The 14,645-nt window shown below is 59.9% G+C and carries 14 protein-coding genes; 2 read left to right on the forward strand and 12 right to left on the reverse strand.

Annotated elements, in window-relative coordinates; all coding sequences use genetic code 11:
* Window positions 1–49: 49 nt before the first annotated feature.
* From plsX to ADS46_RS13865, 3 genes are read right to left on the reverse strand one after another with little or no spacing between them, the layout of a single operon-like run.
* A complete protein-coding gene (plsX, locus tag ADS46_RS13855; RefSeq protein WP_066321020.1) occupies window positions 50–1,072 on the reverse strand; it encodes a phosphate acyltransferase PlsX in 1,023 nt (340 codons plus the stop codon).
* Between the two features lie 42 nt (window positions 1,073–1,114).
* Window positions 1,115–1,285: a 50S ribosomal protein L32 gene (rpmF, locus tag ADS46_RS13860; protein ID WP_027335444.1), complete on the reverse strand. Its 171-nt coding sequence runs from the start codon at window positions 1,283–1,285 to the stop codon at window positions 1,115–1,117.
* A 34-nt stretch (window positions 1,286–1,319) separates the two neighbouring features.
* Window positions 1,320–1,847, reverse strand: coding sequence for a YceD family protein (locus tag ADS46_RS13865; RefSeq protein WP_066321228.1), 528 nt, complete (start codon window positions 1,845–1,847; stop codon window positions 1,320–1,322).
* A gap of 155 nt (window positions 1,848–2,002) precedes the next feature.
* Between ADS46_RS13865 and ADS46_RS13870 the strand changes: the two genes are divergently transcribed.
* A complete protein-coding gene (locus ADS46_RS13870; RefSeq protein ID WP_066321021.1) occupies window positions 2,003–2,617 on the forward strand; it encodes a Maf family protein in 615 nt (204 codons plus the stop codon).
* Here the strand turns inward: ADS46_RS13870 and sppA are convergent.
* The 3 genes from sppA to ADS46_RS13885 are packed head-to-tail and all read right to left on the reverse strand — an operon-like array spanning window position 2,605 to window position 5,319.
* Window positions 2,605–3,714 (reverse strand): signal peptide peptidase SppA, encoded by a 1,110-nt coding sequence (gene sppA / locus ADS46_RS13875; protein ID WP_066321023.1) that lies wholly within the window; start codon window positions 3,712–3,714, stop codon window positions 2,605–2,607. The genes ADS46_RS13870 and sppA overlap by 13 nt on opposite strands.
* A gap of 3 nt (window positions 3,715–3,717) precedes the next feature.
* A complete protein-coding gene (locus tag ADS46_RS13880) occupies window positions 3,718–4,368 on the reverse strand; it encodes an HAD family hydrolase (protein ID WP_066321024.1) in 651 nt (216 codons plus the stop codon).
* Window positions 4,369–4,377: 9 nt separating this feature from the next.
* Complete coding sequence (locus ADS46_RS13885) at window positions 4,378–5,319, reverse strand: RluA family pseudouridine synthase (protein ID WP_066321025.1); 942 nt, start codon at window positions 5,317–5,319, stop codon at window positions 4,378–4,380.
* Window positions 5,320–5,982: 663 nt separating this feature from the next.
* Here ADS46_RS13885 and rne point away from each other — a divergent pair.
* Window positions 5,983–9,348 carry a ribonuclease E gene (rne, locus tag ADS46_RS13890; RefSeq protein ID WP_066321026.1) on the forward strand — a complete coding sequence of 1,122 codons (3,366 nt, stop codon included), beginning with the start codon at window positions 5,983–5,985 and terminating at the stop codon, window positions 9,346–9,348.
* Window positions 9,349–9,429: 81 nt separating this feature from the next.
* Here rne and murB read toward each other — a convergent pair whose 3' ends face one another.
* From murB to msbA, 6 genes are read right to left on the reverse strand one after another with little or no spacing between them, the layout of a single operon-like run.
* Complete coding sequence (gene murB / locus ADS46_RS13895; RefSeq protein ID WP_066321027.1) at window positions 9,430–10,446, reverse strand: UDP-N-acetylmuramate dehydrogenase; 1,017 nt, start codon at window positions 10,444–10,446, stop codon at window positions 9,430–9,432.
* Entirely contained in the window at window positions 10,443–10,910 is a 468-nt protein-coding gene (locus ADS46_RS13900; protein ID WP_066321028.1) for a low molecular weight protein-tyrosine-phosphatase, read from the reverse strand. The genes murB and ADS46_RS13900 overlap by 4 nt, the downstream gene beginning before the upstream one ends.
* Window positions 10,911–10,913: 3 nt before the next feature.
* The gene (gene kdsB / locus ADS46_RS13905; protein ID WP_066321030.1) at window positions 10,914–11,690 is read right to left on the reverse strand and encodes a 3-deoxy-manno-octulosonate cytidylyltransferase; all 777 of its coding nucleotides are present in this window, start codon (window positions 11,688–11,690) and stop codon (window positions 10,914–10,916) included.
* Complete coding sequence (locus ADS46_RS13910; protein WP_066321031.1) at window positions 11,691–11,900, reverse strand: Trm112 family protein; 210 nt, start codon at window positions 11,898–11,900, stop codon at window positions 11,691–11,693.
* A 16-nt stretch (window positions 11,901–11,916) separates the two neighbouring features.
* Window positions 11,917–12,912 carry a tetraacyldisaccharide 4'-kinase gene (lpxK, locus tag ADS46_RS13915; protein ID WP_066321033.1) on the reverse strand — a complete coding sequence of 332 codons (996 nt, stop codon included), beginning with the start codon at window positions 12,910–12,912 and terminating at the stop codon, window positions 11,917–11,919.
* Complete coding sequence (gene msbA, locus ADS46_RS13920; protein WP_066321034.1) at window positions 12,909–14,645, reverse strand: lipid A export permease/ATP-binding protein MsbA; 1,737 nt, start codon at window positions 14,643–14,645, stop codon at window positions 12,909–12,911. Before msbA ends, lpxK begins: the two co-directional genes overlap by 4 nt.

Raw genomic sequence — 14,645 nt, forward strand, 5'->3', positions numbered from 1 at the left:
CGCTAACCTGCGATGCAATGACACCATCACTGCACCAATAAAACAGTCGCTACTCATTGAAGGACCAGCGCTTGGCAAGCCGCTCGGGCAGGTTGTGCTCGACTTCCTGCATCGCGCGGCGAATGGCATAGTAAAAGCCATCTGCACGGGTACCTCCGTGGCTTTTCACCACGATACCCTGCAAGCCTAGTAAACTGGCACCGTTGTAGCGTACCGGATCCAGTTCTTGCTTTAAGTGCTTTAACACGGGCTTGGCAATCCAGCTCGCCAGGCGCCCTCTCAGGCGCGACGCAAACGCCAGTTGCACCCGCTCGACCAGCATGCCGGCCAAACCCTCGCTGGCCTTGAGAACGGCATTGCCTGCAAAACCATCACAGACAATCACATCCAGTTCGCCCTGAAAGATATCGCCGCCCTCGGCATAACCCAGGTAGGCAAATGGCAAGCTGTCCGCCGATTCGCGAAGCAATCTGTCGGCTTCGCGCACGCTGGCACTGCCTTTGGTTGACTCGGCACCAACGTTGAGTAATGCCACGCCCGGGCGCGCGATGCCGTCCACCTGCTCTGCCATTGCCGCACCAATCAGGGCAAACTCGACCAGACGGCTCGCCGGCGAGTCAACATTGGCGCCCAGATCCAGCAAATAACAGCGCCGCCCACCGCGCGCAGGAATGGCCGTACTGATAGCCGGTCGTGACATACCCGCCAGCATGCCCAGCTCGCGCCGGGCCAGCGCCACCAGGGCTGCCGTATTGCCAACGCTGACACCCGCCAGGGCATCGCCCTGGGCCAGGCAACGCAGCATTTGCGCCATACTGGTCGACTGCCCGCGGCGCAACGCCCAGGCAGCCGTCGCCGTCGCCGCCACGCTATGAGCCACATCACGGACCAATAAACGTGACGTTGCCGCAGCCAAAGGCCGCGGCAAACGCGAAAGCTCAGCACTGATCTGCTGATGCGGACCAAACAGAATAAGCTCTAGACCAGGGGTTTCGATAACGGCCCTGGCTGCCCCTTCAATCAGCGCGTGAGGACCTTGGTCGCCCCCCATCACATCAATTGCTAGGCGCACAAAGCACCCATTCGTTTAGTCGTATCGATCGGCAGAGACGCTTTACGCGTCAACCACCTTGCGACCGCGGTAGAAACCATCCGGCGAAACGTGGTGACGCAGGTGGGTGGTGCCGGTTTCTTTGTCTTGAGACAGCGTCGGGGCGGTCAGCGCATCGTGGCTACGACGCATACCGCGCTTGGAACGAGTTTTACGGTTCTTTTGAACTGCCATGGGAGTACTCCAGGGTCTGTCGGATTATGGGTGCTTACTTCTTGCCTTTCAGCGTGCTAAGCACCGCGAAAGGATTGACGGGGGTTGTTTCCTGCTCCCCGCCTTCTGTCTTGCTGACCAGTTGCTCTGCCGAAACGTGGCACTCTGCTTCCTCGTGGTAAACCACTTGGGGCAGACTGAGGATCAGTTCATCTTCAACGACCGTCAGCAAGTCCAGCTGTTCATGTTCCACCAGCACCGGCTCATGACTGGCTGGCAGCTCTCCGGCCAAGCCTTCATCAGCGACCATCCCTAACAGGAAATCGCTGGTAACGTGCTGGCTGAGCGGCTCCAGACAACGGCGGCAAGGCAGCGCCAGTGTCGCTTGCATATGACCACGAATTTCACGTCGCCCCTGAGCATCGACACCAAATTCGAGCACGACGTGGCAGTCGCCCGATTGGAGTCCGGCTTCTTCGGCGAGGCGTGGCAGCTTATCGAGCGCTACCAGGCCTTCGAGTCGTTCGCGGCGGGCTGCAAGCTTATAAGGCTCAACCCGGCTGGGGAGTTGTGAGGTCAACATAGGCGCGCAATGATAGGCACTCCCCATGCTGGTGTCAAAGCCAAGGACGCAATTCTTTATGGTCGCGCGGTAGGATAAGCCCCCAGTTTGGGTAAACTGGGCACCCATCATACCCATTGACCGCAAACGACACTTACCTCACGGAGGAAAACTGCATGCCTCATACAACGCCTGCGCTTGTCCTGGCCTCAAGTTCGCGTTCGCGCCGCGCGCTTCTCGACCGCCTGCAGATGCCCTATGAATGCTGCTCGCCCGATATCGATGAAACGCCCAGAGATGCAGAAACACCGCACCAGCTGGTTCATCGACTGGCGTTAAGCAAAGCCAACGCCGTGGCCGAACGGTTTAACGACCACTTGATTATCGGCTCTGATCAGGTTGCCGTCTTCGAGGGCGACATCCTTGGCAAGCCCCGTACCAGCGAGCGCGCCGAACATAACCTCAACCGCTTTTCCGGCCAACGGGTGACCTTCCTGACAGGTCTGGCACTACTCGATACCCGCCATCAGACGCACCGCGTTCACGTAGAGCCCTTCGAGGTGGTCTTCCGGCAGCTAAGCCGAGAGGAAATAAGCGTTTACGTCGCTAAAGAACAACCGCTAGATAGTGCAGGCAGCTTTCGCATGGAGGGCCTGGGCATCGCGCTGTTCGAACGCCTGGAGGGGCACGACCCCAACGCCCTGGTAGGCCTACCCTTGATCGCCCTTTGCGACATGCTGCGCCAAGCGGGCCTCGACCCGCTTGGCAAAAACCTTCTTCAGGGTGATTGAAAGCGCAGCGGCGAAGGGGATGTGTCGACCCCCAGAAGCTGAGCGGCCGTTCGAGTGAAGCGCCGGGTCAGCCGATCAAACGGGTCCAGGCTCGGCGTGTAGTTTTGCCACTCGACCTCATCGCCGTACTCACGGGCAACATCATCGATACTACCCAACTGGTCGATCAGCCCCAGCGCCTGGGCCTGCTCGCCACTCCATACCAGGCCGCTGAACAAGGATTCATCATCACCCAAACGATCACCGCGCCCCGCTCTTACGTCATCGATAAACTGCTGGTGGGTACTGTTCAACACGCTCTGCCAGAATTCTTCGTCTTCGTCATCAAACGGCTGAAAGGGATCGAGAAAGGCCTTGTTGTCCCCGGCGGTCAACACGCGCCGCTCGATGCCCACCCGATCGATGACTTCCTGCAGCCCGAAGCCGGAATAAATCACCCCGATGGAACCCACCAGACTCACCGGTGACGCCACGATGTCGTCAGCAGCGGCGGCAATGTAGTAAGCGCCACTAGCACCGATGTCTTCAATGACGGCCACGATGGGTTTATCCCCCGATTCGCGCAGCCGCATGATTTCCGCATAAACCCGCTGTGACTGCACAGGGCTGCCGCCCGGGCTGTTGATATGAAGCACCACGGCCTTGGCGCTATCGGCTTCCCAGGCGTTGCGCAGCCCTTCAATGATCCGCTCGGCATTGGCTGGCGCGTCCTCGGCGATCACGCCGTTAACATCCACCCTGGCGAGGTGTGCAGCAGCGGGCGTCGCTTCCGACGGGGCATAGAACCGGTATATGCCCAGCCCCAGCGCCACCGCGAACAGGCTCAGCATCAACAGGCGAAAAAACAGCTTCCAACGACGCGAGCGCCGCTGCTCTGCCAACACACCGCCAATCCAGTGATCCATCATCTCGATCTGCGCCAACCGCTGGCGTTCACGCAGCGTATCGGCGTCGTCATCGGGATGCCCCGCTTCCTCATGCCGCTGTTTATTAGGCGGCACTTCGGGGCCCTGGGTCCAACGATCTTCCGTCTTCTGCTGCTCGGCCGATGGCGATGTATCGTTTTCCATGTCGCTGCGCGAATCATCGTCCTTCATCATTTATCCCTGTAGCCATGTAAAAAGTTCATCAACACTGTGCACGATCTCGTGCGGCTGGCTGGCCGCCAGGCGCTCAGGGGAATGAACGCCATAACTGACGCCGACACGGGGCATGCCGAGTAAGCGCGCCATTTCCAGGTCATACTCGGTATCCCCTACCATGACCGCCCGTTCGGCAGGAATCGAGAGTTCGTCGAGCAATTCCTGCAGCATTTGCGGGTGAGGCTTGGAGCGTGTCTCGTCGGCGGTGCGGCTGGCGTGAAACCAGTCAAGGCTCCCTGTCTCCTGGAAAATCCGGTCCAGCCCACGGCGGCTTTTACCCGTCGCGACCGCCAGTTTCTGCACCTCATTTAACCGAAGCCGCGCCAGGTGATCTTCTACACCGGCGAAAAATCGCATGGGCGTGGTATCCACATGCACAAATTGATGCGCGTAGGCTTGGCGAAGACGCTCGGCCTGCTCTGGCGATATACCCGGGCAAAGCGTTTCAATGGCTTCAGGCAACCCCAGCCCGATGATGTTCTCGATATCCGGCTGGGGAAGCGTCCCCAACCCCGCTTCGAGCCCCGCCGCCTGCATGCACGACACGATACGCGGCACCGAGTCCATCAGTGTGCCGTCCCAATCAAAGATAACCAGTTCATAGCGCATGGGAGCTCCTTATCGACGCACGCGATCAAGCGCATTTTCCAGCGCCTCGGGCAGCGGCGCCTTGACCGTGACGGGGCGTCCATTGGAAGGCTCGGGGAACGTCAGCGAGCGGGCATGCAAGAAAAGCCGGGCAAGCCCGAGCTGCTTGGTAAGCAGACCGCTCTCTCGATTGGCATACTTGTCATCCCCGAGCAGCGCATGACCGGCATGCGCGGCATGCACACGGATCTGATGCGTCCGCCCGGTCACCGGCTCGGCTTCGATAAGGGTGGCTTTTGCAAACGTCTCGACAACCGCAAAATGGGTGCGCGACACCTTACCATTGGGGTCCACCCTGACGCGCCGCTCGCCGTTGCCCGCATCATAGCGATCCAGACGGGCGCTTTCGTAGGTCTTGCGTGCTGGCCAGCGGCCTGCCACCAATGCCAGATAGCGCTTGTCCATGCCGTGCTTTTTCAGCGACTCGTTCAGGGTGACAAGTGCATCCCGGGATTTGGCCAGCAGCAGGCAGCCCGAGGTATCGCGATCCAGACGGTGAACCAGTTCCAAGAACGTCAGGTCGTCGCGCACCTGACGAAGTGCTTCGATCAGGCCGATTTTCACCCCGCTACCGCCATGAACCGCGAGCCCTGACGGTTTATTGAGCACCATCCAGTCCGGCCCCTCCATGATAACGCTGCCGACCAGCAGATCACGCAAATTATCGCTGACTTCCTTGACGGCTTCGCGGGGTGCCAGGCGTAGCGGTGGAATGCGCACCAGATCGCCGGACTGAAGCCGGTAATCGACCTTGATGCGTTTTTTATTCACGCGCACCTCGCCCTTGCGCACGATCCGGTAAATCAACGCACGCGGCGCGCCTTTAAGGCGGGTCATCAAAAAATTATCAATTCGCTGGCCAGATTGTTCCTGGGCAATTTCCACCCACTGTACTTCACGCCCTTCGGCCATTGCCGCGCACTCCTGCTGATAGGCTAAAACGGCATTCTACCGTAGACCCAACACCAATGCGTCAATTGCTGGTCGTTTGCTTTACTGTTATATTCCAAAGCGCTTACCGGCCGATAGAGATCATTGATAGCATCGCGTTGTCATTAGCTAATTGATGGTATCCACATGATAATCGGCCAGCGCCTGCCCGACTAACACGCAGGCCGAAGCAAGAGGCGTGGCTCAGTGTACGCATTACCCACCCCTCGCCGTAAAAAAATGCAGTAACTCTGCCGCCCGTTTTCAATACGGCAGAGAAGATTGTGCCCAACCCTGAACGGTGGGCAATCGCTTAAAACGCCACGTCCTAAGTAGCCAGGCTGAAACGTCACAACGCGCTGCCTGCTTAAGACGACAAAGTTCAACACCGTGCCGATGACGGTGTTGGTGAATCGATGAATGCCAGGTGTTGGCGGTGTCAGCAGGGCCGGATGGACGTGACAGCCACCGAAACATGTCTTGCCTCCGCCACGTACTCAACGCCTAATTAGCCAGGTCGGCGGTCATGCCTTCCTGGTAAAATGCGTCAGCATCGCTATGCGCCGAGCACAAGCACGCAGCACCCAGCGGTTCGCCACATCACCCCAAGGTGGTTCGTCGGCACGCTACGCTATGCGAGACATTATGAAAAGAATGCTGATCAATGCGACCCAGCCTGAAGAGCTGCGCGTCGCTCTGGTTGATGGACAACGGTTGTATGACCTTGATATCGAGTCCGGCGCACGAGAACAGAAAAAAGCCAATATTTATCGCGGCAAGATCACCCGCGTTGAACCTTCACTGGAAGCGGCCTTCGTTGACTTCGGTGCCGAACGTCATGGGTTTCTGCCGCTAAAGGAAATCTCGCGGGAATATTTCGTCAAGGATGTTTCCGGCCGCCCGAGTATTAAAGAGGTCCTCAAAGAAGGCCAGGAAGTCATTGTCCAGGTCGACAAGGAGGAACGTGGCAATAAAGGCGCGGCGTTAACCACCTTTATAAGCCTGGCCGGACGCTTTCTGGTACTGATGCCCAACAATCCCCGCGCCGGCGGTATCTCACGCCGCATCGAGGGCGATGAGCGCAGCGACTTGAAAGAGGCCATGAGCCATCTTACCGTGCCCGACAAGATGGGCCTGATCGTGCGCACCGCTGGCATCGGCCGAAGCCCTGAAGAACTGCAGTGGGACCTGGACTACCTTGTTCAGGTCTGGGAGTCGATCACGACCGAAGCGGGCAAACGCGCCGCGCCCTTCCTTATTTATCGCGAATCCAACGTGATCATCCGCGCGATGCGGGATTACCTGCGCCAGGATATTGGCGAAGTCTTGATCGACAGCCCTGAGATACACGCGGAAGCGCTCGCCTTCATTCGTCAGGTGATGCCGTCTTACCAGCAGAAGATCAAGCTTTACGCCGATGAAGTACCGCTGTTCTCGCGCTTTCAGATCGAATCGCAAATTGAAACGGCCTACCAGCGCGAAGTAAAACTGCCGTCGGGCGGCTCGATCGTTATCGATCATACCGAAGCCCTGGTCTCCATCGATATCAACTCGGCTCGCGCCACCCGCGGCAGCGATATCGAAGAAACCGCGCTGCAGACCAACTCGGAAGCCGCCGATGAAATCGCCCGCCAGCTGCGTCTGCGCGATATTGGCGGCCTGGTGGTCATCGACTTTATCGACATGGGCCCTGCGCGCAATCAGCGTGAAGTCGAAAACCGCATGCGCGATGCCCTCAAGCTGGATCGCGCCCGGGTGCAGATCGGCCGCATCTCGCGCTTTGGCCTGATGGAAATGTCCCGCCAGCGCCTGCGCCCGTCGCTGGGCGAAACCAGCGGCGTGGTCTGCCCGCGCTGTAACGGTCAGGGCACCATCCGCGATGTACGCTCGCTCTCGCTATCCATCATGCGCCTGATCGAAGAAGAGGCCATGAAAGAGCGCAGCGCGCAGATCCGCGCCATCTTGCCTGTCCCTGTGGCGACGTACCTGCTCAACGAAAAACGCAGCGTGCTGGCCGATATCGAATCCCGCCAGGGCGTTCGCGTGGTGCTGCTGCCCAACCCGGACATGGACACGCCGCACTACGACGTTCAGCGTCTGCGCGATGATCACCTTGACGAAGACGACAGCCAGACGCTCTCAAGCTTTGAGCTATCCACGGATAGCGACATCGGCAAAGAACCGGCGCCAAGCTTTGTGCCTCCTGCCCAGCGCGCTGAAGCGGCGGTTAAAAGCGTTGCCCACAACGCACCTGCGCCTGCCTCGTTGCAGCACGAGCCAAGCCCGGAAAGCCCAGCACCCGCAAGCAACACCGACGGCGCCAGCATGCTGGGTCGCTTCATGCGCGGATTTGCCAAACTGCTCGGCAGCGATGAGCAGCGCCCCGCGTCCACTGAGCAGACCAAGACCCCGTCAGAACCGGCCGCGCCGCGCAAAACCGAGCGTGCCTCTTCCTCTCGTCGTGAAGAGTCGCAACCCAACAACCGGCAGCGCAGCGATAGTGCAGCCAAGAGCAATACGGGCAATGCCCAGCGCAGCAGCGCCAGCAACGAGACCGACGAAAAGCGTAACGGCCCCAGCCGGACCCGCAACCGTCGCCGCCATCCCCAGCAGGATGAGGGCAACGTCGCCCAGGGCAATGACAAAAAGCCAAACCGTCAGAAAGACACGGCACCGGCAAGTTCTGCCAAGGGCAGCGACAGCGAAACGGCAGGCAAAAGCGCACCCCCCAAAGCCCGTCGGGAATCGAACCGTGACACCTCGCGCAATGCCGGTGAGGCGAATGCCAGTGACGCTAAAAACGCTGCCAAGGCCAACACCGATACGTCGGCGGCCAAGCAGGAGGACGGCAAGCCCAAGCGCACGCGCAATAACCCACGTCAGCGCACGCGTCAGCAGGCCATCAACCCGAAGGCCGAAGCCGAGCAGCTAAAGCTTCAGGAAGAAGCCGCCAAGGCGCCCAGCGAGGCGGATAATGCGTCAAACGACGCAGTGACAGGCAACGGCAACGAGCGCCAAGCAGATAACCACGCGACCGCCGAGACTGCACCGCAGGCAACTCAGCCAACGGCCGCTGCGCCAGCGGAAACGGCCAAGCAATCGCCCGCTGAACAGGAAGCAACCTCCTCTTCAGCAGATAGCACCGCTGATTCCGTCGACGAGGCGTCGACCACAACGGCTGAAAGCCCTGCCGATAATGCGGCCAAACCCCGCAAGTCGACGCAGCAACGTCGTCAGCCGAAGCGCGATTCGCGCTCGAAAGGCGGCGATACAGCATCGAATGAAGACACCGGCGTGGTGCAGTCGCAGGACCAAGCGACTGTATCAGAGGAGGCTTCTACACATGCCGAGGCCGTTGAAGCGCCAACCACCCAGGCGCCAACAACGGAAGACTCGCCCAAGTCTGAACCCACTGCTGATCAAGCGGGCGCTAACACGTCCCCGACGACAGCAACGGAGCAGGCTGCCGCACCAGCTGCCGATGCAGACGCGCCTGACAACGCCTCTGAAGCCGTCTCCAAGCCAGCCGCCAGCGATGATACGGCTGAGGTAAGCAAGCAGCCGACAGCGCAGACGCCGCAGGATAGCGATGGCGAGCAAGTCGCGTCAGCGCCTGAGGCATCGGAGAAGGCACCTGAGCAACGCACCTCTAAAGAAAGTTCTTCTGAAGAAAGCACTTCTGAAGGAAGCACTGCTGAAAAAAGTACTTCTGACGAAAACGCACCTGAAGTAAGTGCTGAAGCCCCTGCTAAAGCGAGTCCTGAAGCGCAAGCCAAAGATGACACTGCTGAATCAGGCGCTGCAGAGAAGGTCTCGCCTGAGCAGGCACCAGCCACTGAACCAGCGGCCGAAACGTCATCGCAGCCCGAGGCAACCCCTGCCCAGCAGGCGGCGCCCAATAGCGAAGCAGGCACTGAAGAAGCCGCAAAACCGCGTCGTCGTCGCAGCCGGGCACATAACGACCCGCGCGAGAAACGCAAGCAGCGGGCAAACGACACGAACGCTGACTAACGACTGAGTCAGCCAAGTGGCATAAAACGAACGCCCCGCCGTGGTTAACGGCGGGGCGTTTTTGTGTGCAACGGAAACGGATCAAGCGCTGATCAGACGCGGCTCGGGCGTTAGCCTGACGGCAAAGCGTTCAGCGACCCGCTCAGCGACCGTATTGGCCAACGCCAGCAGGCCTTTGCGATTGCCGCCGCCGAAATGAACCAGTACCAGCGCCTGGCGTTCATGGACCGCAAACGCCCCCTGACGAAATCCCTTTAAGCCACACTGGTCGATTAACCAGCCTGCTGCCAACTTCGTCTGCCCGTTACCCTGAGGAAAACACGGCATGTCAGGATAGCGCTGGCGTAGCGCCGCGGCCCGTTGATCGGTCACGAACGGATTTTTGAAAAAGCTGCCCGCATTGGCCAGTTCTTCGGGGTCCGGTAGCTTTTCACGGCGGATAGCGCATACCGCCTTGGCCACTTCCAGGGGCGTAGGCGATTCAGGCACCCGGGTTGCCAGGTCCCCATAACCCAGCGTCACCAAGGGCTCACGGGACAGTCGCAGCACCAGCCGGGTAATAATGACCGTTTCCGCCAGTGCGCCTTTGAAGATGCTATCGCGATAGCCAAACTGGCAGGCATCGCGGCTCAACCAGCGCACTTCACCGGTCGCCCGATCAAGCACCTGCACCGCGTGCAACCTATCCGCCAGCTCAACGCCGTAAGCGCCGATATTCTGCACCGGGGCTGCACCGCAATCGCCAGGGATCAGGGCGAGGTTTTCGGTACCCCATAACCCGGACGCTGCCAGCGACATGACCAGTCGGTGCCAGTTCACGCCCGCCCCCACATGCGCAAGCAGTTGATCGCCCTGCGTCTGGAGCCACCACTGATCAAGCAATGGTCGAATGACGATGCCGCTGAGCCGTGCGGGCAAAAGCACATTACTGCCGCCGCCCAGCACGGTTGCCGACCACCCTTCTCGCCTGGATTGGGCAAGCACCTGCTGCAATTGAACCAATGTTCGGGGCGCCGCGTACCGTTCGGCCACACACGGAAGACGCAGCGTGTTGGCACCGCTCAGGTCGACTTCGCGCTGGACTGCCAGTGCGCTCATTGCTTGCCACGCTGGATATGCGCAACCAGACCTTCGGCAGCGGCCTCCAGGAGATTGAATACCCGCTCGAAGCCTTCATCACCACCGTAATAAGGGTCCGGCACCTCGCTTTCCGCCAGGTCGGCAAAATCCAGAAACAGCCCCACATGGGCGTTGGCGTGAGTAGGCTTCATGGCCAACATGGCGCGAAGATTGTCGCGATCCATCCCCAGTACATAGTCGAATTCAGTGAAATCCTGCGCTTGCAATTGGCGAGCCCTTAAACCACTGATGTCGATACCTCGCTGTTCGGCCGCTGCCTGGGCGCGTGGGTCAGGTGCATTACCCAGGTGCCAACGCCCCACGCCACAGGAGTCGACGACCACGCGATCCTGCCACCCGGCGCGTTCCAGCGCGCGGCGAAATACCCCTTCTGCAGTGGGCGACCGACAGATATTACCTAAGCAGACAAACAGCACTTTCACGGTTCACTCCTTCTGCTGTGTTGGCGCCAAAAGCGCGCGTACACGGGCTAAATCCTCAGCGGTATCGACCCCGGCCGGGTTCACGTCACAGGCCAGCGCAACCTGGATCGTATGGCCATACTGCAGTGCGCGCAGCTGTTCGAGCTGCTCGAGCTGCTCGAGGCTCGACGCAGGCCAGTCGCAGTAGGCATGCAGAAAGCTGACCCGATAGGCATAAAGGCCAATATGGCGCAGCCACGCATCCGTGCCGAGTACCGCGGGGGGCTGCGAAAAATGTTCACGGTCCCAGGGAATCGGTGCCCGGGAAAAGTACAGCGCCCGCCCCTGAAACGAACGCACCACCTTGACGACATTGGGGTTGAACAACGAATCGATATCCGTAATCGGTTCCGCCAGTGTCGCAATGGAAGCCTGATCGTCGTCCGCCAGGCGTTCGGCCACCTGGTTGATCAGCGCCGGGGGAATCAAGGGTTCGTCGCCCTGAACATTGACCACCAGCGCCGACTCGTCCAACGCCAACTGATCGGCCACCTCGGCGAGCCGGTCGGTCCCGGAGGCATGGTCCTCGCGCGTCATGACGACCTCGGCACCGTAAGGCGCCATGGCCGTCTTGATACGCGCATCGTCGGTGGCCACCACGACACGGCTGGCGCGGCTCTGGCAGGCGCGTCGCCAGACATGGGCGATCATCGGCTCTCCCGCAATATCCAGCAGTGGCTTGCCCGGCAACCGGCTTGAGCCATAGCGGGCGGGAATCACCACGGTAAACGACAACGCCATTCACCCCTCTCCTGTGCGGCCTGGTGACGGCGTCAGTTTTTCATCGACATCCAGCGCACGTGCCGCCTCTGGCAACATCACCGGAATGCCGTCTTCAATCGGATAGGCGAGGCCATCGTAAACACAGTGTAGCTCCAGGGCCTCGCGGTCGAATTTCAACTTGCCTTGACACAGCGGGCAGACCAGCATGGCCAGCAGTTCCTTATCCATGAGCGTTTCTCCTGTCTCAGGTAAGCGCTGACAGTTTGTCTGTCAGCCAATGCTCAAAATCAGGTGGAAGCACGGCTTCCACATCGAGAACCCAACTATCCGGCGGGGCGAACGCCTGACACTTCACGGCATCCTTGGCGGTCATCACCAGTGGACGACCTCTCCACCGGTTCAGCAGCGCCTCGTTCAGCGGCTGGTGATCCGCCAACGGATGCCACTCACCCGTCACCCCCAGTGATATCAAGGTTGCAAAAAAGCGCTGGGGATTGCCGATGGCAGCCAGGCCGTTGACCGGGGCCTTGAACGGTAAAGGCGCCAGCGGAAACCGCTGACCATCGCAAAGCCTGCGCCAGCCGCATGGCCTCAGGTGCATGGTGACGCCCTCTACCGGCAGCTCACAAGCGTTATCGCCATTCACGATCACGGCATCGACGCCCTTCAACCGGTCTGGCGATTCACGCAGCGGCCCTGCGGGCAGGCAATGGCCATTCCCCAGTCCACGTGCGCCATCGATCACCACCAGTTCAATATCGCGCGCCAGCGCAAGGTGCTGCAAACCATCATCGCTGATAATCAGGTCGCAACCGGCCCGGACAAGGGTCTCCGCCGCCCGGGCTCGCTGCGGGTCGACCACGACCGGAAGCCCTGTCTGATGGGCCAGCATCAGCGGCTCATCGCCGCTCTCGTTTACCGGTGTCGTCGGCGTCACCCGCAGCGGGTAGCGTTCGGCACTGCCGCCGTAGCCGCGTGACACGATACCCGGCGACCAGCCCTGTGCTGCCAGCCGGTTTCCCAGCCATGCCACCAGCGGTGATTTACCCGTACCGCCCAGGGTGATATTACCCACAACGATGACCGGCACCGGCGCGCGCCATGCGGGTCGCCTGCCGGTATGAAACTGGCGCGCCCGACGCAGCATCAGCCTTTCATACAGCTTGCCCAAGGGCTGCAAAGGCCTCAGCCAGCGGCTGCCCTGGTAGGCACCCGCAAGCCAGCGGTCGGCAAGCTTCACTGGGGCTCCTGAAACTGCAACTGGTGCAGCGCCGCGTAAGCACCGCCTGCCGCCAGCAGGGTTTGATGACTGCCCTGTTCAACAATGCGCCCCTGATCCATGACGATGATCCGATCCGCGCGCTCAATGGTGGACAACCGGTGGGCAATCACCAGGGTGGTGCGCCCCTGGCAGACATCTTCAAGCGCCTTTTGGATATAACGCTCTGATTCGGTATCCAGGGCAGAGGTGGCCTCATCCAGAATCAGCAGCGGGGCATCCTTGAAAATCGCCCGCGCAATGGCCAACCGCTGGCGTTGACCGCCTGACAGCATCACGCCGTTTTCCCCCACCACCGTGTCATATCCCTGGGGAAGCTGGTCGATAAATTCGTCGGCGTAGGCCGCTTCAGCCGCCGACCTGATGGCCGCAGGGTCTGGATCATCCACGCCGTAAGCAATGTTATCGGCAATCGAGGCGTTGAACAGCGTGACCTGCTGTGAGACCAGCGCCATTTGCTGACGCAGGGGACGTAGCGCGTAGTCCTCCAGTGGCACATCATCGATGGTGATACGCCCCTCACTGGGGTGGTAAAAGCGCGGCAGCAAGCTCACCAGGGTCGACTTGCCGCTGCCGGACCGCCCCACGATCGCTACCATCTCGCCGGCTGCCACCTCAAGATTGATATCTTGAAGGACATAGGGCTGATCTTCGGCATAGCGGAAGCTGACATTTTCAAGTTTGACGCGCCCCGCTAACCGTTCGACCCGATATGTTCCACTATCGCTTTCGGGAACCATATCCAGCAGGCCGAACAGTTCGGAGGCGGCGGCAATCCCTTTCTGGATTTCGCTGTTGATTTCCGACAGCTGTCGAACCGGCTTGATCATCAGGGCGGCGGCCGTAATAAAGGCAACAAACTCACCCGGCGTCATACTGGCCATCAGTGAGGGTGCCATGGCCAGCCAGACCAGAATGGCCATCGAGATCGCCACCAGAATCAAGATGACCGGTGAACTGATGGCACGTGTCATCGCCTCCTTCATGCTTTGGCGACGGTTTTCTTCACTGACGCGCTCGAAACGCTGCCTTTCATACATTTCCGCGCCATGGGTGCGAACCACCCGATGGCCTGAAAGCGCTTCAGAGGCCACATGGGTGACGTCGCCCATGGAGTTCTGAATGCGCTTGGAAAGCCTGCGAAAGCGTTTACTGGCGTAGCTCACCACGCCTGCGATAATCGGCGTGACGCCTAAAAACAGCAGCGTCAGCATCCAGTTGGTCCATAGCAAATAGCCCAGCAGGCCAATCACGAACAAGCCTTCACGTAGCAGGATGGTAAACGCCTTGGTCGCAGCACCCGCCACTTGTTCCACATGGTAGGTCACCCGGGACACCAGATGACCGCTGGAATGGTGATCAAAAAACATGCCCGGCAGGTGGAGCATGTGGGCAAAGACATCGCAGCGCAGCGTATGGATCACATAGCGCCCGACATAGGCCATGAAGTAGGTACTCAGAAAAGTCCCGATACCCCGCGCGGAAAACATGATGATGACGAATAACGGAAGAAAGAGCCGGAAGGAGGCGTCGGGATTCTGGATGCCGTCAATCAGGCGTTTCATCATTTCCGCCAGCGCTGTGCTTGACGCGGCATAAATGACAAAGCCCACCAGCGCCAGGCTGAAAGCACGCCAGTGCGGCTTTACATAGCTTAATAAACGTTTATAGAGGATCCAGCCTGAGTCAGTCAC

The organism is Halomonas sp. G11, assembly GCF_001663515.1.
GTDB lineage: Bacteria > Pseudomonadota > Gammaproteobacteria > Pseudomonadales > Halomonadaceae > Vreelandella.